We start from the raw sequence: 18,487 nt of genomic DNA on the forward strand, positions 1-18,487 counted from the left end.
GCTCGCCCGGCGTCACGTCTCGTCGTCGCCGGGCTGTCGCACGTACCGCAGGACGCCCCACATGGCCCGCTCGTGTGCGGCGTCCTGCGCCGTTTCCGGACCCGGCTCCCCCGCTGCGCGGCAGCCTTCCAGCTCCTTGCCGAGGGCCTGTGCGTCGACGCCGGAGCCGATCAGTACGAGCTGGGTCAGCCGCGGCTCGCCGCGGGCCCAGGGCCTGGGGGCGAACCGCAGGAACCTCCCGACGGCGTGCACCGCGTACGCGTGGTCCGCATCGCCCGCGCCGAAGTCGACGTAGCCCTTGAGCCGGTAGAGGCCCACGGGCCGGGAGTCGAGGAACTCCATCAGGCGGCGGGGGTCCATCGGCACGTCGGAGGTGAAGTCGACGCTCTCGTACGCCGTGTGCAGATGGCCCCCGTGCTCCTCACCCGTCTCCCGTGCCCGCTCCTCCAGGTACAGGTCCTCGAAGGTGAGCTGCCGTGACTTCTCCTCGCCGTCGGGCCGCAGCGCCGGATCGAAGAGCAGTTCCGGGGCGACGCGCCCGTACGTGGTGGGAACGACGGCCGCCACGCTGCCGGTCGCCGCGACGGCCCGATGGATGAGCGCCCGCTCCTCCTCGCCGGCCCGGTCCGTCTTGTTCAGCACGACCAGGTCGGCGACGGCGAGATGGCGGACGATCTCCGGGTGGCGCTCCCGGGTGGCGCCGAACTCGGCTGCGTCGACGACCTCGACCAGTCCCCCGTACAGGATGTGCGGGTTGTCGCTGGCCAGGATCATCCGTACGAGTTCCTGGGGTTCCGCGAGGCCGCTGGCCTCGATGACGATCACGTCGAGGCGCGAGGAGGGCCGGGTCAGGGTCTCCAGGTAGGTGTCCAGCTCGCCGGCGTCGACCGCGCAGCACAGACAGCCGCCACCCAGCGAGACGGTCGAGCCGACCTGCCCGGAGACGGTCATGGCGTCGATCTCGATGGAACCGAAGTCGTTGACGATCACACCGATGCGGTTTCCCGCGCGATGGCGGAGGAGGTGGTTGAGCAGTGTCGTCTTGCCGGATCCGAGGAATCCCGCGAGGACGATGACGGGGATCTGCCGGGTACGGGGCGGGGGCGGCACGCTCAACGGGGACCTTCCTGCGGTGTCAGACGGCCGGGACCGGCTGCGGCGGGTGCGGACCGACGTAGCGGGCCGCCGGGCGGATGATCTTCGAGTCCTCCGCCTGCTCCAGGATATTGGCGCTCCAGCCGACGACCCGTGCGGCACAGAACGTCGGGGTGAACATCTCGCGCGGCAGCCCGCACAGTTCCATGACCACCCCGGCGTAGAACTCCACGTTGGTATGCAGCTCACGCCCCGGCTTGAGCTCGGCGAGGATCGCCTCGACCTGCCGTTCCACCTCGACCGCGAAGTCCACGAGCGGCCCGCCGAAGTCCAGCGCGATGGACCGCAGCATGCGCGAACGCGGGTCCTCGGTGCGGTAGACGGGGTGACCGAAGCCCATGATCCGGTCGCCGGCGAGCACTCGCTCACGCACCCATCCGTCGATGCGGTCGGGGGTACCGATGGCGTCCAGGGTGTCGAGGGCGCGGCTGGGCGCTCCGCCGTGCAGGGGTCCGGAGAGCGCTCCGATGGCAGCCACCAGGCAGGCGGCGACGTCCGCGCCGGTGGAGGCCACGACCCGGCCGGTGAAGGTCGATGCGTTGAAGCCGTGGTCGATGGTGGAGATGAGATACTGCTCGACTGCCCTGACCCGGCCGGCGCCGGGTACGGAACCGGTGAGCATGTAGAGGTAGTTGGCCGCGTACGGCAGGTCGTCGCGCGGCTCCACCGGCTCCAGCCCCCGGCCCAGCCGGTGCAGGGCCGTCAGCACAGTGGGGACGGCGGCGCACGCTGCCAGGGCGTCGCCGCGGCGCCGGTCCGCATCGATGTCGTACACCGGCTGGAAGCCGGCCGAGGCACCGAGCAGGGAGAGTGCCGTGCGCAGGCCCGCGAGGGGGCCGGATGCGGCACCCGCACGAGCTATGGCGGGCAGGGCGTCGCGGACCTCGGAGGGCAGGCGGCGCAGTTGGGCGGTACGGGTGGCGAAGTCGGCGCGGGCGGCCGCACCGGGCAGTTCGCCCTCGGTCATCAGATACCAGACGTCCTCGAAGCTGCGTGTCTGCGCGAGCTCGATCGCCGAGTACTGCCGGTAGTGGTAGAAGCCCTCGCGGCCTCGGACGTCACCGAGCGCGGTATCGGTGACGACGACTCCCGCGAGGCCCCGGGGGACATCGAGCGGTGCGGTGGCGGTGGTGGTCGTCATTGCTTCCTCCATGGACATTTCGGTGACTGGCCTGCCGGTGACGCCCATTTCCTGGATACTCCCGCGACCCGGTGGCATTGATTCGACTGTCCATGCTTGACTTGAGTTCTGTCAATGTTGATCCAATCAATATGGATACGGTGGAGAGCATGACGGATCAAGCAGACGCGGCCGTATTCGGAGAGCCCTCGACACCGCGGCTGACCACGCGGGAGACGGCGGAGCGCCTGGGCGTGAAGCCGGAAACGGTGTACGCCTACGTGAGCCGGGGCCAGCTCAGCAGCAACCGCGCACCAGGTGGACGCGGAAGCACGTTCGACGCGGCGGAGGTCGACGCCCTGGCCCGGCGCACAGGACGCAGGGAGCCCACCGCCCCGGCCGGCGGCCTGTCGTTCCCCACCGGCATCACGCTCATCGAGAGCGACCGGTACTACTTCCGTGGCGTGGACGCCTCGGAACTGGCCCGGCGCCACGCGTACGAGGAGGTCGCGGAGTGGCTCTGGACCGGGGAGCTGCGGCCCGGCATCCGCTTCACGGCTCCGGCCGAAGCGCTCGCTGCGGCTCGCCGGGCGGTCGGCGCGCTGCCGTCGCACTGCGGCTCGACCGACCGGCTGCGGGTCGCGGTCGTCGCAGCGGCGGCGGCCGATCCGCTCCGTTTCGACCTGTCGCGCGAGGCGGTGCTCGGGGGTGCCCGAAGCCTGATCCCGACCCTGGCTGCCGCACTGCCGGTGGTCGCCGGGGACGGCAGCGAGGAGGCCCCCGAAGAGGCCGCGCCGCCCTGCCTCGCGCGTCAGCTCTGGCCGAAACTCACTGGCCGCCCGGCCGACGAGGCGTCACTGGCCGTGCTGGACACCGCGCTGGGACTGCTGATCGACCACGATCTGGCCGCCTCCACCTTGGCGGCGCGGGTCGCCGCCTCCGCACGCGCCCATCCGTACGCCGTGGTCTCGGCGGGCCTCGGCGTGCTGGAGGGCCCGCTGCACGGCGCCGCGAGTGGGCTGGCGCACCGCATGCTGGCCGAGGTCCTGGAGCGGGGCGGGGCCGCTCCGGTGGTGGCGGACCATCTGCGCAGCGGACGGCGGGTACCGGGACTCGGCCACCGGCTCTACTCCGGCGAGGACCCTCGGGCCCGCGTCCTGTTCGAACTGCTGGCCGAGGTCCCGCGGGCCGCACCCGCCCTGGCTGCCGCCCGTGACGTCGTCACCACGACCGCCCGCCACACACCCCTGCACGCCAACGTCGATCTGGCGCTCGCCGTGCTGTCCGTCTCCTCGGGCATGGCCGTGGAGGCGGGCGAGACCGTGTTCGCGATCTCCCGCACGGCGGGCTGGATCGCCCACGCGCTGGAGGAGTACGGGGAGCGTCCGCTGCGGATGCGCCCCAGCGGTCAGTACACCGGTCCCCAGCCGCCCCAGCCGCTGCCCGTCGCCCTACAGCAATAGAAGCTACCTGTGGCGCAAAATTGCGACGGTCAACGGGAAGCGCCGCGCGGGGGCTGCGCCGTCGAGCCGCGCACCACCAGCTCCGGTTCGAAGAGCAACTCGTCCGACGGCACCGTACGGCCTCCGATCTGCACGGAGAGCAGTTCGACGGCGGCCCGTCCCATGGCCTCGATCGGCTGACGGACAGTGGTGAGCGGCGGCTCGGTGCAGTTCATGAACGCCGAGTCGTCGTAGCCCACGACGGAGACGTCCTCGGGCACCGAGAGTCCCCGGCGGCGTGCCGCCCGTACCGCCCCCAGGGCGAGCGGGTCGCTGGCGCAGATGAACCCGGTGACCCCCTGGTCCAGAAGTCGCATGGCGGCCGCCTGGCCGCCCTCCAGCGAGAACATCGCCCTGGCCACCCACTCGTCCGGGATGCTCGCGCCCGACGCTTCGGCGAGCACCCGGGCCGCGGTCAGCTTGCGCTGCGAAGGCATGTGGTCCGAGGGGCCGAGCACCAGACCGATGCGCTCGTGGCCCAGCGAGACAAGATGGCGCCAAGCTTGCTCGACGGCCACGGAGTCGTCGCAGGAGACGCACGGGAAGCCGAGATGGGCGATGGCCGCGTTGATCAGGACAACGGGGATCTTGCGGTCGGCCAGCACTTTGTAGTGGTCGTGCGGGGCGTCCGCCTGGGCGTAGAGGCCACCGGCGAAGACCACGCCCGAGACCTGCTGCTGCAGCAGCAGCTCGACGTAGTCCGCCTCGGAGACACCGCCCTTGGTCTGGGTGCACAGGACGGGGGTGAGGCCCTGCTGCGCGAGCGCACCGCCGACCACCTCGGCGAACGCGGGGAAGATCGGGTTCTGCAGCTCGGGCAGGACCAGCCCCACCAGGCGGGCACGTTCACCGCGCAGCTGGGTCGGGCGCTCGTAGCCGAGGACGTCCAGCGCGGACAGGACGGCCTGCCGCGTGGCGTCGGAGACACCCGGCTTGCCGTTGAGCACCCGGCTGACCGTGGCCTCGCTGACTCCAACCTTCTGTGCCACCTGAGCAAGTCGTCGCGTCATACACGCAAGATTAGCGCAAGAAACGCAAGTGGATTGCGTGGATCTGGAAACGAGACGAATTTCGGAAAGCACCGGAATGCCCTCTACCGTTCATACGATGAGCGCCCCACCGCCCACGACCAGGAGGCCGCGTCGGCTCGGCTGGCCCCAGCGGGTCTTCTCGCAGGTGCTGCTGATGCAGCTGGCCATCGCCACCGGCGTCACCGTACTCGCCACCGGCCTCTTTCTGGCACCCCTCAGCGCACAACTCGACGACCAGGCGATGCGCCGGGCCCTTGCCATCGCGCAGAGCACGGCCGCCCAGCCGCAGATCGCGAAGGCGCTGCTCACCACCGATCCGGCACCACGGGGCCCTGTACAGAGCGCCGCGGAACGGATCAGGCGGGCCACGGGCGCCGAGTACGTGGTCGTGATGGACCGCCACGGAGTGCGCTGGTCCCATCCCGACCGTGCCCGGATCGGGCGGGTCGTCTCCACCGACCCGGGCAAGGCGCTCGCCGGCCGGGACGTGATGGAGATCGACAGCGGCACGCTCGGACGGTCGGCCCGGGGCAAGGTGCCCTTGCGCGACGGGGCGGGGCACATCGCCGGCGCGGTGTCCGTCGGCATCGCGTACGACAACGTTCGCGCGCGCCTCCTGGCGGCGATTCCCGGATTGCTCGCCTACGCGGGTGGTGCGCTGGCAGTGGGCGCGCTGGCCGCCTATCTGATCTCCCGGCGCCTGCAACGACAGACCCACGACCTCGCCTTCTCGGACATCGCCGCGTTGTTGACGGAGCGCGAGGCGATGCTCCACAGCATTCGTGAAGGGGTCGTCGCGCTCGACCGCGGCGGCCGGATCCGTCTCCTGAACGACGAGGCCCAACGGCTGCTCGGGGTCGGGCCCGAGGCGTCCGGCCTCCCACTGGCCGACGTGTTCGGAACCGGGCGGACCACCGACGTACTGGCCGGCAACGTGGCGGGCGAGGACCTGCTGACCGTGCGCGGCAGCCGGGTGCTGCTTGCCAACCGCATGCCGACGGCCGACGGCGGAGCGGTCGTCACCCTCCGAGACCGTACGGAGGTCGAGCACCTCGGCCGCGAGCTCGACTCGACCCGCGGGCTGATCGACGCCCTGCGCGCCCAGGACCACGAGCACGCCAACCGGCTGCACACGCTCCTGGGCCTGCTGGAGCTGGAGCTGCACGACGATGCGAGGGAGTTCGTGACCGAGGTCGTCGGAGTCCACCGGGCCACCGCGGAGCAGATCACCGAGAAGGTCCGTGACCCGCTGCTCGCCGCTCTGCTGGTCGGCAAGGCAACGGTCGCGGCGGAGCGCGGTGTGGCGCTGCGCATGGCGCCCGGCAGCCTGCTTCCGGACCGGCTCGTCGACCCCCGCGGGCTCGTGACGATCGTCGGCAACCTGGTCGACAACGCATCGGACGCGGCCGCGGGATCGGACGGGGCGCTGATCGAGGTGGGTCTGCGCACCGAGGGCCGTACGGTGGTGCTGGAGGTCCGCGACAGCGGCCCCGGCGTCCCTCCCGGACAGCGTGCATCGATCTTCACGGAGGGCTGGTCGACCAAGGAACTGCCGGCCCACGGCAAGCGCGGCCTCGGACTCGCGCTGGTGCGCCGGCTGGCCGAGCGCCAGGGCGGCAGCGTGGCGCTGGACACGGCGGGCGGGGGCGGGGCCGCATTCATCGTCGTACTCCCCGAGGCCATGGCCGAAGCGGAATCCGACAAGGCAGGAGTGGCGCAGTGATCGAGGTCCTGGTCGTCGACGACGACGTCCGTGTCGCGCGGATCAATGCGGCTTACGTCTCGAAGGTGCCCGGCTTCCGGGTGGCCGCCCAGGCACACTGCGCCGCCGACGCACTCGCCGCGGTCGAGGAGGGTCCCGTGGACCTGGTCCTCCTGGACCACTACATGCCCGACCGCAGCGGGCTGGCCGTGGTGCGGGAGTTGCGCGCTCTCGGCCATCGCACCGACGTGATCATGGTGACGGCGGCGCGGGACGTCGCCACGGTCCAGGAGGCCGTACGGCAGGGCGCCCTGCAGTACCTGGTGAAGCCGTTCACGTACGCCGGCCTGCGGACCAAGCTGGAGGCCTACGCCGCGCTGCGCCGCACCCTGGAGGGCGGCGGTGAGGCCGAGCAGGCAGAGGTGGACCGGCTCTTCGGCGCGTTGTGGGCGGCGGGCGAGACCGATCTGCCCAAGGGGCACTCGGCCACGACGGCGGAGCTCGTCCGCAAGGCGCTCCGCGGCGCCGGAGGGCCACTGTCGGCCCAGGAGATCGCGGAGAGCGCCGGGATGAGCCGGCAGACGGCCCAGCGCTATCTGAAGCTGCTGGAACGGTCGGGACGCGTCCTGCTGACCCTGCGGTACGGCGAGACGGGGCGCCCCGAACACCGCTACGAGTGGGTCGGCGGCGGCCGCTGACAGCCGCGTCAGGGTTCTATGTCTCGGCGTGGTCCGAGTCGCAGGCGGTCTGCCTCCGGGTGCTACGTCTCGGCGTGGTCCGAGTCGCAGGCGGCCTGGCTCCGGGCTCTACGTCTCGGCATGGTCCCAGTCGCAGGCGGTCTGCCTCCGGGCTCTATGTCTCGGCGTGGTCCGAGTCGTAGGCGGTCTGGCTCAGCTCGATGCCGGGGTTGTTGTCGACTGCCCACTCAGCCAGCTTCACCGCGGGTTCGATCAGGGTGCGTCCCCTCGCGGTGAGCTCGTACTCGACCCGTGGCGGGACCTCGGCGAACACGGTGCGGGACACCAGGCCGTCGCGCTCCAGGTGCCGGACCGTGCGGGTGAGCATGCGCTGTGAAATGCCGGGGATCCGTTGCTGGAGCTCGGTGAAGCGCATGCGTTCGCCGTCGAGGGTGGCGACCACCAGCAGGGTCCACTTGTCGCCGATGCGGTCCAGGATGCCGCGGATCGCACGGCCTCCGTCGCCGCGAATGAGGCAGCTGTGGCGGTACTTCATCGGCGTCCCCTGTTCGCAAGGCACACCCGTGTGCCTTTTGTGAGCGCTCCGATAGTCACCGATCATGTGCTTACTTAGGGCTTGCCGGGAATCAACACGTCGGTTTGATCTTGTTTTTGTCGAGGTCGAGGAATCTCGCGATGTCAGTCGGCGTGCGGAAGCGGGCGGTCGAGGCAGGGATGTGAACTCCGTGGGCTTCCAGGAGCGGGCGGACTTCTTTCGCCGCGCGGCTGATGGTCATGGCGGTGGTGTTGAAGAGCTGGCCCAGGAGGTCCATGGTCGCGAGTTTTCGCAGGTGGAGCACGGTGGCCAGGACTCGGTCGGCTGGGGTGAGCTTGGGTTTGGCTCCTGTGCCAGGGGCCACCAGGCGTTGGTGGCCTCTGCGGGTGCGGAGCACTTGCTCGCGTTGAATCTCCATCGCTGGAGTCAGCACGTCGATGAGTTCGTTGAGCTGCCGGCGGGTCATCCCGGTCAGTTCCGGGTCCTGTAGCGAACGCTGCGTGAGGCGGGCCGGTCCGTCCGCCAGGGCCTCGTCCTGTGTGCTGGTGGTGGTCGCCGTGTCCGTCGGGCGCTGGGGGTGGAGGGTGTAGTTCCAGTCGCCGTGGAAGCGGTGGCGGGTGATGGGCAGGGCGGCGATCTCGTCGTCGCTGACGCGGATGCCGGTGGGGTACTCACCGCTGTCGAGTTCGGCCTGGACGGTGAGGCCGGTGCGGCTGGTGGTCGCGGCGATGGTCTGGAGCATGACTTCGTGGCTGGTCAGGGGCCTGCCTCGCCAGTTCATGGTGATGTGGGAGAACAGCCGGTGCTCGATCTTGTTCCACTTCGAGGTGCCGGGCGGCAGGTGGCACACCGTGATCTCAAGGCCGGTCTCGGCGGCGAGATCGGCGAGCTGGGTCTTCCAGCCCCGGGTGCGGTAGCCGTTGGAGCCGCCACCGTCTGCGGTGATCAGCAGTCGGCGGGCGCCGGGGTAGTCGTGCCGGCCGACCGCCTGCCACCAGCGGCGGATCGAGGCGACGGCGAATGCCGCAGTGTCGTGATCGGTGCCGATGCTGACCCAGCCGGTGTTCGCCGTCATGTCGTAGATTCCGTATGGAATTGCCTTCTCGGCCTGGCCGGGGAAGTCGTGCGTCTTGACCCTCACGGGCTGTCCTGCGGGCTGCCATTCGTGCCCGGCGTTCTTGTAGTCGCCGATCAGCTCCTTCTTCTTGCTGTCCACGCTGATCACCGGGTCACCGGCGTCCCTGTGATCTCGTGCCTGCTCGTTGAGGTAGCGGAACTGGGCATCTCTGTCGGGGTGCTGGGCACCTTCAATGGTCTTGGCGTTGGCCTGCAGGCTGAAGCCTTCCTCCCGCAGCAGGCCGGCGACGGTGTCGGCGGAGACCCGGTGCCCCTGGCGGGTGAGCTCTGCCGCCAGTTTCCGGGTCGACTTCGTCGTCCAACGCAGCGGCGACATCGGGTCGCCCCGCTCGTCGGGCTCGACCAGCGCCAGCAGTGCCGGCCGCAGCCCAGAGTCCAGCTCGGCCGCCTTCTTCCGCCCTCCGCCGGGATGGCGCACCCGCCCCAACGGGGCCTGACCGGAGTCCAGTTCAGCCGCCCCACGCGAGACCGTGGCCTCCCGGACCCCGGCTGCAGCGGCGACGATCCTGATGCCGCCATGCCCCAGCGACAGTGCTTCCGCCCCTATGGCCAGCCGACGCTGACGCTCGTCCAGATGCGGCAACAACACCTGGAACTTCGCCGCCAGAACGGCCTCGATCCCCTCCGGTCTCCCCATACCAGACCAACGAGCCCCACAGCTGGAAGCCACGACTTGTTTCCCGGCAAGCCCTTACAAGTCGTAACCATGACACGGAGGACGAAGATGGAGATCGCCTACTGGATCTTCGCGGGGCTCCTGGCGGCCCTCTACCTGTACGCGGGTGGCAGGAAGGCCGTCCAGAGCCAGGAACAACTGGCACCCATGATGGGCTGGGTGGACACGGTTCCGATGTGGCTGGTCCGGGTCATCGGCGCGGTCGAGATCCTTGGCGCCGCAGGTCTGGTGCTGCCGCCCCTCACGGGGATCGCGCCCGCCCTGGCCACGGCGGCGGCACTCGGCCTGCTGGTGCTCCAGGTGCTGGCAGCCGCCGTGCACCTGTCCCGGCGAGAGGTCAGGGAGACCGGTCTGAACGCCGTCCTCATCGTGCTCGCCGCGGTGACGGTATGGCTTTCGCGGGCCTGGTGAGGTGGGGGCGGAGGCCGTGAGCCCCGGTCCCCTCACACCGCGCCGGCTCCGGTCAGAGCGCGGACCTCGGTCTCCGCGTGTTTGGCCTCGTCGGGCGGCTCGGTCGAGGTGACCGTGCCGATCCAGCCGGCCAGGAAACCGAGTGGGATCGAGCCGAGACCGGGGTTTTCCAGCGGGAAGAGCTGGAAGTCCACGCCGGGGAAGAGGGAGGTGGGGCTGCCGGAGACGACCGGGGAGAGCAGGACGAGTACCACGGCTGGAATCAGACCGCCGTAGACCGACCAGACGGCCCCGCGTGTGGTGAACTTCCGCCAGAACAGCGAGAAGAGCAACACCGGAAGATTCGCCGAAGCGGCAACCGCGAAGGCCAGCCCCACCAGGAAGGCCACGTTCAGGTCCTGGGCGAGCAGACCCAGCCCGATGGCCGCCACCCCGATCCCGGCTGCGGCGACCCGGGCCACGGCGACTTCGCTGTGCTGCCGGGAGCCGGTCCGTTTGAGCGAGGCGTAGAGGTCGTGCGCGACGGACGCGGACGAGGCGAGGGTGATACCGGCGACCACCGCAAGGATGGTCGCGAAGGCCACCGCGGCGACCACCGCGAACAGAATCGTTCCCCCCGTCGAGCCCTCACCGCCACCGAGGGACAGGGCGAGCAGCGGAACGGCCGTGTTCCCCGCGGGATTCGACTCCCGCACCTCTGCCGAGCCGACCAGCGCCGCCGCTCCGAACCCGAGCACGATCGTCATCAGGTAGAAGCTGCCGATGAGCCCGATGGACCAGACGACCGAGCGGCGGGCGGCACGGGCTGTGGGGACGGTGTAGAAGCGCGACAGGATGTGTGGAAGGCCCGCTGTGCCGAGCACCAGGGCCAGCCCGAGACTGATGAAGTCCACCCGCGCCGTCCAGCTCCCGCCGTAACGCAGCCCGGGCGAGAGGAACTCCTTGCCATACCCGCTGCGGTCGGCCGCGGAGCTGAGCAACTCGTTGACGTTGCCGTGGAAGTGCACCAGGACCAGCACGGTGAGTACTACGGTGCCGGCCATCAGCAGTACGGCCTTGACGATCTGGATCCAGGTGGTGGCGCGCATTCCACCGAGCGACACGTAGACCACCATCAGCGCCCCGACACCGATGACCGTCCAGGACCGCGCGGCCCCGCTCGTCCCGCCGAGGAGCAGAGCGACGAGACTGCCCGCGCCCACCATCTGTGCCACCAGGTAGAGCACGGAGACGGTGACGGAGGAGGTCCCCGCGGCGATCCGGACCGGGCGCTCCGCCATACGGGCCGCCACCACGTCGGCGAGTGTGAACCGCCCGCAGTTGCGGACGAGTTCCGCCACGAGGAGCAGGACGACCAGCCACGCGACCAGGAAACCGACCGAATAGAGCATGCCGTCGTAACCGAAGAGGGCGATCACTCCGGAGATACCGAGGAACGATGCGGCCGACATGTAGTCGCCGGCGATGGCGAAGCCGTTCTCCATGGGCGAGAACAGCCGGCCCCCGGCGTAGAACTCCTCGGCCGAGCCCTGCCGGTTGCGTCCCACCCAGGTCGTGATGCCCAGCGTGACGGCGATGAAGGCGCTGAACAGCAGGAGCGCCAGGGTCTGGTGGTTCCCGCTCAACGCTCGATCCCCCGCGTCATCTCCTGGGTGTCCCAGCGCAGATCGAGCGCGGCCCGGTCTCTGCGCAACCGTGCATGCCGTGCGTACGCCCCGGTGAGCAGGAACGTGGTGAGGAACTGCCCCAGGCCCACGACCATGGCGACGTTGACCGCCCCGGCCACGGGGCGGGCCATCAGGCCGGGTGCGGTGACCGCCGTGACGACATAGGCGAAGTACCAGACGAGGAAGGCAAGGGTGGCGGGGACAACGAACCGCCGGTACCGACGGCGCACCTCCTGGAATGCCTCACTGCGCTGCACCTCCAGATAGATCTCCGCCGCGCTGTGGCCGCTCCGGGGGGCGGCTGGGCGGGGCACCTCGACAGGCGCGAAGCTCCCCGTACCGTCCAGCTCCCCCCATCCGGAGGCCAGTGCGTCGTACCACGGGTCATCGAGCCGCGTTCTTGCGGTCTCGTGCCCTGCTTCCTTCTCCACCGAACAACTCCCCTTGTCCACGGACCACTTCGGCCGCGTACCCAAGAATGGGCAGATCGGGAAGATCCCGGGCACTTCATTCCCCGGACTTCACCTCTTCAGGTGAAGGATGTCCCGGGTGGCTGTGCGAGCCCTCGAACGTACGCATAGCGAACCGCCTGGGCCCGGTCGCGGATCCCCGCCTTGGCGAACAGATTGTTGATGTGGCTCTTCACGGTGGCCTGCGAGATGTGGAGGCTACGAGCGATCTCCGCGTTGGACATCCCTTCCGCGATCAGGGCGAGCACCTCGGCCTCACGGGGAGTCATCCCGTCGGGCAGTTCCGGCTCACCGCCGTCGGCATGCCGCAGAGGCCCTGCGGTGACCCGCTCCAGCAGACGGCGTTGAATGGTCGGCGAGAGGCCCGCCTCGCCCGAGACCACGGCTTGGATGGCCCGCACGATCTCGTCGCCCCCGGCGTCCTTCGTCAGGTATCCGCGCGCGCCTGCCCGGAGGGCCGGAAAGAGCGAATCGTCGTCGGCGAAGGTGGTCAGCACGACGACCTGTGTGGCGGGAAAGTCCCTGCGGATGCGCCGCGTTGCCTCCACCCCGTCGCAGCGCGGCATGCGCAGGTCCATCAGGACAACGTCCGGAGCGTGCTCTGCCACGAGAGCGACGGCTTCCTCCCCGTCCTTCGCCGATCCGACCACGTCGATCCCCGGCAGCAGCCCCAGCAGCATCACGATTCCCTCGCGCACCACCGACTGATCGTCGGCGACCACCACCCGCGCGGTCACGCGGGCACCCGCAGGCTCACCACGAACCCCTCCTCGCCGGGACCGGCTTCCAGGCTGCCACCCAGCAGTTCGGCACGCTCCCTCATCCCCAACAGACCGTAACCGGAGCCACTGACAGTGAGCTCTCCCCCGGCACCGTCTCCACCCGAATCGCTGATCTCCAGAGCGATGGCATCCGTTTGGTACTCCAGCCTGATCAGCACCCTGGCCCCCGGGGCGTGCTTGCGCACATTGGTGAGCGCCTCCTGCGCCACGCGCCGGACCGTCTGTCCGGCCTCGGCGGTCAGCGCCCGGTGCTCCCCCTCCACCCGCACCTCGACCGGCTCGGCAGCCACCAACTGCCGCAGGAAATCCTCCACCGGAGACACCTCGCCCCGCAGGGCCGAGAGTGCCTGCCGGGTCTCCGCAAGCCCCTCACGAGCCATGGAGCGGGCAGCGACCACCCTCTGCAGGACCTGGTCCCGGAACTCCCCCTCCGGCTCTCTCTCGATCAGCAGGCGCGCTGCCTCCAGATGGACCAGTTGCGCGGAAAGGCTGTGCGCGAGCACATCATGGATCTCGCGGGCGATCCTGGACCGCTCGTCCAACGCTGCCGTTTCGGCTTCCGCAGCCCGGGCCGCCCGCTCCTGGACCAGGAGCCGGAGCGCACTTCCGCGGGCCTCGGCGTCCAGACGCAGTACGTACCCCGCGAGGCAGAGGCCGGCTGTGGTCGCGGCCGTGCTCATCCAGTCGTCGGTGTTCACCACCGCGTACATGCCGAGCGCCACGGCCGTGGCCGGGGCACCCGCCGAAAGCGGCAACCGCTCCAGCGCGGTGACGGCACAGCCGCACCAGAGAACCGCCGCGGGCAGCCCGGCCCCCGCCTGCTGCGCGCCGCATGCCGCGAGCAGAAGCAGGGACAACAGGCCGAGAGAGAGCCAGAGTCGGTTCTCCAGCGTGGTCCGGAAGAAGGCCACGGCAACCGCCGCGCACCCGGCGACCCCCGCCAGACCGGCCACGATCTCCCACGGGCCGAACAAGCCGCCCGAAAAGGTCCCCCAGAGCATCAGGGCGAGCAGCCCGGCCCTCACGAACCAGCCGATCGCGGTCCGGGAACGGGAGCGGGTCTCCCGCGAGAGGGCTTCCCTCGACGGCCAGCTCGTCCAGGCAGCGGATGTCACACACGGTCCTTCCAGGCCGAGCGGAACGGAGTGCCCGCGGCAGGGTCAGGGCGCGGCTGCGGTATCTCCGCTGCCCGCAGGGCCAGTACACCGCTGCGCACCAGCAGCGTGGCCGCGAGAGCCATCATGAGGGCCGGGCCGCCCTGATGTATGCCCATGGCCGTGGCGAGCCCGTACAGGGCCGCTCGCAGTATCAGCCCTCCGGTCCAGACGTAGACGGTCGCCTTGGTGCCCTTGCTCCACAGACTCCCGTCCTCCGCGCGCCAGAGCCGGGTGGTCCACGCCCAGCCGGCACCGGTGATCAGGCCCACCGCCAGTTCGGCGCCCAGGACTACGACAGACAGCGCCTCGTCGTGCGGATCCACGAGGCCGGGCTCGCGCAGAGCCATGACGAGCAGCACGCCCGGCAGGACCCACCAGCGTCGGTCGCCCGAGATCTGCTGCGCAGAGCACTGACGGACGATGACGAGAGCGATGACCGCGGTGATCACCAGGACATTGACCAGCCCAGGCATGGGCGCCTCCGAGTTGCCGAAATTTTCTGCCATTCCGACGGTACGGAAACGACCTGCTCAACAGATCGGCTCAGGGGTGGACAACGGGTGGAGCCGTTGTCTCCACCCGTGGGTGGAGACAACGGCCCGGTCCGGCGGGATGCCGGGGAGAACGCAGACTCAGACGTCGATGCGGGAGCGGTCCAGTGTGGCCGCCGAGCTGGTGATGAACTCCTTGCGGGGCGCCACTTCGTTGCCCATCAGCAGGTCGAAGACCTTCTCGGACGATTCCAGGTCGCCGATGTTGATCCGACGCAGGGTTCGGTGGCGCGGATCCATCGTCGTCTCCGCCAGCTGGTCGGCGTCCATCTCCCCCAGACCCTTGTAGCGCTGGATCGAGTCCTTGTACCGGACGTTCTTGCGCTGGAGCTCCAGCAGCCGCTGGCGGAGCTCGTTGTCCGAGTACGTGTAGATGTACTTGTCCTGCCCCTTCTTCGGCTGGACCAGTTCGATCCGGTGCAACGGGGGCACGGCGGCGAAAACCCGCCCGGCCTCGACCATGGGCCGCATGTACCGCTGGAAGAGCGTCAGCAGCAGGATGCGGATGTGGGCCCCGTCGACGTCGGCGTCGACCAGCAACACGATCTTGCCGTAGCGGGCGGCGTCGATGTCGAAGGTCCGGCCGGACCCGGCTCCTATCACCTGGATGATCGCCCCGCACTCAGCGTTCTTCAGCATGTCGGTGACGGATGCCTTCTGAACGTTGAGGATCTTGCCGCGGATCGGCAGCAGCGCCTGGAACTCGCTGTTCCGGGCCAGCTTGGCGGTGCCGAGCGCGGAGTCACCCTCCACGATGAACAGCTCGCTGCGCTCCACGTCGTCACTGCGGCAGTCGGCCAGCTTCGCCGGCAGGGAGGAGGACTCCAGAGCCGTCTTGCGACGCTGCGCGTCCTTGTGCTGACGGGCTGCGATCCGGGTCCGGGCGGCTGCCACCGCCTTCTCCAGCACGGCCCTGGCCTGGGCCTTCGCGTCGCGCTTGGTGGAGGTCAGGAACGCCTTGAGCTCCTTGGCCACCACGTTGGCGACGATCCGGTTGGCCGCCGAGGTGCCCAGCACCTCCTTGGTCTGCCCCTCGAACTGCGGCTCGGCCAGCCGTACGGTCACGACCGCGGTCAGGCCCTCAAGTGCGTCGTCCTTGACGATGTCGTCCTCGGCGACGCGCAGCATCTTCGCGGAACGCAGCGCCTCGTTGATCGTCTTGGTCACGGACCGTTCGAACCCGGACACGTGGGTGCCGCCCTTGGGAGTGGCGATGATGTTGACGAAGGACCTGACGACGGTGTCGTAGCCGGTGCCCCAGCGGAGCGCGATGTCCACGCCGAGCTCACGGGTGACCTCGGTCGGGATCATGTGGCCCCGCTCGTCCAGGACCGGCACGGTCTCCTTGAAGGTGCCCTGCCCGGTCAGTCGCTGGACGTCGCAGACCGCCTTGTCCTGGGCCAGGTACTCGCAGAATTCGCTGATGCCGCCGTCGTAGTGGAAGGTCTCCTCGCTGACGGGCGCACCGTCGATCCCCCGCTCGTCGCGGACGACAAGGGTGAGGCCGGGCACCAGGAACGCCGTCTGGCGGGCGCGCTGGTACAGCGTCTCCAGGTTGAGCTTCGCTTCCTTCAGGAAGACCTGCCGGTCCGCCCAGTACCTCGTACGGGTTCCTGTACGGGTCTTCGGGATCCGCTTGGTCTTGCGGAGCCCGTTGGCGGGATCGAACGGGCTCTCCGCCCCCTGCTCCGTGAAGATGCCGGGGACACCGCGGCGGAAGCTGATCGAGTGGGTCGAGCCGTTGCGGTCGACCTCGACGTCCAGCCGCGCAGAGAGCGCGTTGACGACCGAGGCACCCACGCCGTGCAGACCGCCCGAGGCGGCGTAGGAGCCGCCGCCGAACTTTCCGCCCGCGTGCAGCTTGGTCATGACGACCTCGACGCCGGAGAGCCCCGTCTTGGGCTCCACGTCGACCGGGATGCCGCGTCCGTTGTCGCGGACCTCGACGGAGGCGTCCTCGTGCAGGATCACCTCGATGTGGTCACCGTAACCGCCCAGGGCCTCGTCGACGGAGTTGTCGATGATCTCCCAGAGGCAGTGCATGAGGCCGCGGCTGTCGGTGGACCCGATGTACATGCCAGGGCGCTTGCGAACCGCTTCAAGCCCTTCGAGTACGAGCAGGTGCCGCGCGGTGTAGTTGGAACCGTCTCGGTCTGCTCCGGTCAGCAGCGCAGTGGACGGCACGGACGTATCGGCGGTCACGCGGTTCGCTCCTCGCTGAATTTCATTTGGGGCCCAGTGGGTAACGGGCTCGGCTTCGGTCGCCGCTGAGAGGGTACCGAGGCCTGGTAGAGCGGGTGTAACGCCACCCTAGGGAAACCCTCACACTAGTCCAGCCTCGCATACACGTTCGATCCATCCTTTGAGTGACGTGCACATCACGTTCCCTTCCAGGCATGAACCATTTAGGCTCCGGGCACGTCCTCATGAACAACCGGCAAGCCAGCCGGCGGGACCGACCCTGACAAGCAACGCGAAACCGTAGCGCCACGCAATACGGCACATTCGCCGCGAACCGGCAACAGACAGCCATCCTGAGAAGAAGTTTCGAAGAAATGCCACGAGCGGGAACGTTTTCGGCCTGGTTGGATGTTGACCCTGGTACGACAGCTCGTCGAGCTAGAGAAGAGGCGACGTGACTACTGTTCTGACCCCCGCGAGCCCGCTGACCGCAGCAGACCGCTGTGACCGTTGCGGCGCCCAGGCCTACCTGCGCGTCGTCCTTATCAGCGGCGGTGAACTGCTCTTCTGCGCCCACCACGGTCGCAAGTTCGAGCCGGAACTCAAGAAGATCGCCGCGGAAATACAGGATGAGACGGACCGGCTGACGGCCGTGCAGGCCCAAGCCGCCGAAGAGGAACAACACTGACACCTCGCATCCACGACGAGCCAGGGACCGGTCCCACACCGGCCGACGGGCGGCTTCCCGCAAGGGAAGTCGCCCGTTCTCGTACCCGCTCGACCCGCGCAGGTCAGCTGGCGCCCTCCATCCACTCGATGGCGGCGGAGATGCGCGTGTAGACACCCGGGCTGCCTGCGCGGCCGCATCCGTTCCCCCAGGACACGAGGCCGACGAGCTTCCCCTGGGCCACCAGGGGCCCTCCACTGTCTCCCTGGCAGGCGTCGTACCCACCCTCCGGTTCACCGGCGCAGAGCATCGCTGAGGCGTCGTACGTGCCGTTTGCGCCCCCCGGGTAGGCCTGCTCGCACGAACTGTCCGGGAGTACGGTCACCTTCGCGGAGCGGAGCGACGACGCATAGTCACCGTTACCGGTCGTATCACCCCATCCGTAGACGACCGCGGCGGTACCCGAGTCGTACGCGGAGTCACCGGCCCCGGCCATGGGGATCACACTCTGTTCGGGCAGCGCCTCGGCGAGGGTGAGCACCGCGACGTCACCACTGTTGGTACTGGCGTCGAAACCGGGATTGACCCACGTTCCGCTCACCGCGATCTCCTTGCCGTCGGTGCCGTTCAGCTCGTCCCGGCCCGAGATGATCCGCAGATCGCGCACCTGACCGACGTCGACGCCCAACGCCTCACGGCTGAGGCAGTGCGCGGCTGTCAGCGCCTTCTTCGGCCCGACCACGACAGCTCCGCAGAACTGGCCGGCACGGGTACCACCGAACCGGTCACGGCTGGAGAGGGCCACCACCCACGGACTGTCCTTGACATGAGCGGGCTGGCCGCCGATGACGATGCTGTCCGCGACTGCTGGGGAGGGTGAGGCGAGCGGTATCACAGCCGTTGCGGCAGCGAGGGCGAGCGCCCTGGGCACGATGCGGACGACGGTACGGGACATACGTACTCCTGACTCTGTGATGGACCATGCCTACCCAGAGTCATTGGGTCGGGCCCGCCCCGCACCCCCACCCGCACCCGTGTATGGCCG

The 18,487-nt window shown here is 69.4% G+C and carries 17 protein-coding genes; 5 read left to right on the plus strand and 12 right to left on the minus strand.

Translation table 11 applies throughout. The features are described 5' to 3' along the window. Positions 1-12: 12 nt before the first annotated feature. Both OG538_RS08520 and OG538_RS08525 read right to left on the minus strand, forming a co-directional pair. Positions 13-1,110: a CobW family GTP-binding protein gene (locus OG538_RS08520; protein ID WP_406100027.1), complete on the minus strand. Its 1,098-nt coding sequence runs from the start codon at positions 1,108-1,110 to the stop codon at positions 13-15. Between the two features lie 25 nt (positions 1,111-1,135). After that, positions 1,136-2,296, minus strand: a complete 1,161-nt coding sequence (locus tag OG538_RS08525) for a citrate synthase (protein WP_406091719.1) — start codon at positions 2,294-2,296, stop codon at positions 1,136-1,138. 149 nt (positions 2,297-2,445) lie between these two features. On the opposite strand from OG538_RS08525, the gene OG538_RS08530 reads away from it, so the two are divergent. Then, entirely contained in the window at positions 2,446-3,738 is a 1,293-nt protein-coding gene (locus OG538_RS08530) for a citrate/2-methylcitrate synthase (RefSeq protein ID WP_406091721.1), read from the plus strand. Positions 3,739-3,767: 29 nt separating this feature from the next. On the opposite strand, the gene OG538_RS08535 is transcribed toward OG538_RS08530, so the two are convergent. Next, complete coding sequence (locus tag OG538_RS08535) at positions 3,768-4,787, minus strand: LacI family DNA-binding transcriptional regulator (RefSeq protein ID WP_406091723.1); 1,020 nt, start codon at positions 4,785-4,787, stop codon at positions 3,768-3,770. A gap of 97 nt (positions 4,788-4,884) precedes the next feature. On the opposite strand from OG538_RS08535, the gene OG538_RS08540 reads away from it, so the two are divergent. Both OG538_RS08540 and OG538_RS08545 read left to right on the plus strand, forming a co-directional pair. Beyond that, positions 4,885-6,531 (plus strand): ATP-binding protein, encoded by a 1,647-nt coding sequence (locus OG538_RS08540; RefSeq protein WP_406091725.1) that lies wholly within the window; start codon positions 4,885-4,887, stop codon positions 6,529-6,531. After that, positions 6,528-7,208, plus strand: a complete 681-nt coding sequence (locus OG538_RS08545) for a response regulator (RefSeq protein ID WP_406091727.1) — start codon at positions 6,528-6,530, stop codon at positions 7,206-7,208. The genes OG538_RS08540 and OG538_RS08545 overlap by 4 nt, the downstream gene beginning before the upstream one ends. A gap of 154 nt (positions 7,209-7,362) precedes the next feature. Here OG538_RS08545 and OG538_RS08550 read toward each other — a convergent pair whose 3' ends face one another. Both OG538_RS08550 and OG538_RS08555 read right to left on the minus strand, forming a co-directional pair. Beyond that, a complete protein-coding gene (locus OG538_RS08550; RefSeq protein WP_406091729.1) occupies positions 7,363-7,743 on the minus strand; it encodes a winged helix-turn-helix transcriptional regulator in 381 nt (126 codons plus the stop codon). A 91-nt stretch (positions 7,744-7,834) separates the two neighbouring features. Then, the gene (locus tag OG538_RS08555; protein WP_406091731.1) at positions 7,835-9,517 is read right to left on the minus strand and encodes an ISAzo13 family transposase; all 1,683 of its coding nucleotides are present in this window, start codon (positions 9,515-9,517) and stop codon (positions 7,835-7,837) included. Positions 9,518-9,604: 87 nt separating this feature from the next. Between OG538_RS08555 and OG538_RS08560 the strand changes: the two genes are divergently transcribed. Further along, positions 9,605-9,967: a DoxX family protein gene (locus OG538_RS08560; protein WP_406100028.1), complete on the plus strand. Its 363-nt coding sequence runs from the start codon at positions 9,605-9,607 to the stop codon at positions 9,965-9,967. A 32-nt stretch (positions 9,968-9,999) separates the two neighbouring features. Here OG538_RS08560 and OG538_RS08565 read toward each other — a convergent pair whose 3' ends face one another. The 6 genes from OG538_RS08565 to OG538_RS08590 form a co-directional block, all read right to left on the minus strand. Then, entirely contained in the window at positions 10,000-11,592 is a 1,593-nt protein-coding gene (locus tag OG538_RS08565; protein WP_406091733.1) for a cation acetate symporter, read from the minus strand. Beyond that, complete coding sequence (locus OG538_RS08570; protein ID WP_406091735.1) at positions 11,589-12,065, minus strand: DUF485 domain-containing protein; 477 nt, start codon at positions 12,063-12,065, stop codon at positions 11,589-11,591. Before OG538_RS08570 ends, OG538_RS08565 begins: the two co-directional genes overlap by 4 nt. Before the next feature lie 98 nt (positions 12,066-12,163). Then, positions 12,164-12,841, minus strand: coding sequence for a response regulator (locus OG538_RS08575; RefSeq protein WP_406091737.1), 678 nt, complete (start codon positions 12,839-12,841; stop codon positions 12,164-12,166). Continuing rightward, on the minus strand, positions 12,838-14,001 hold the full coding sequence (locus tag OG538_RS08580; protein ID WP_406091739.1) for a sensor histidine kinase: 1,164 nt from the start codon (positions 13,999-14,001) through the stop codon (positions 12,838-12,840). The genes OG538_RS08575 and OG538_RS08580 overlap by 4 nt, the downstream gene beginning before the upstream one ends. Beyond that, positions 13,998-14,516: a DUF1453 domain-containing protein gene (locus OG538_RS08585; protein WP_406100029.1), complete on the minus strand. Its 519-nt coding sequence runs from the start codon at positions 14,514-14,516 to the stop codon at positions 13,998-14,000. Before OG538_RS08585 ends, OG538_RS08580 begins: the two co-directional genes overlap by 4 nt. A 159-nt stretch (positions 14,517-14,675) precedes the next feature. Then, entirely contained in the window at positions 14,676-16,796 is a 2,121-nt protein-coding gene (locus tag OG538_RS08590) for a type IIA DNA topoisomerase subunit B (RefSeq protein WP_406091741.1), read from the minus strand. A gap of 433 nt (positions 16,797-17,229) precedes the next feature. On the opposite strand from OG538_RS08590, the gene OG538_RS08595 reads away from it, so the two are divergent. Next, a complete protein-coding gene (locus OG538_RS08595; RefSeq protein ID WP_024489001.1) occupies positions 17,230-17,463 on the plus strand; it encodes a hypothetical protein in 234 nt (77 codons plus the stop codon). Between the two features lie 103 nt (positions 17,464-17,566). Here the strand turns inward: OG538_RS08595 and OG538_RS08600 are convergent, their stop codons facing one another. After that, a complete protein-coding gene (locus OG538_RS08600; RefSeq protein WP_406091743.1) occupies positions 17,567-18,397 on the minus strand; it encodes a S1 family peptidase in 831 nt (276 codons plus the stop codon). Positions 18,398-18,487: the final 90 nt, after the last annotated feature.

The sequence above is a fragment of the Streptomyces sp. NBC_01013 genome (assembly GCF_045162765.1).
Taxonomy (GTDB): Bacteria; Actinomycetota; Actinomycetes; order Streptomycetales; family Streptomycetaceae; genus Streptomyces.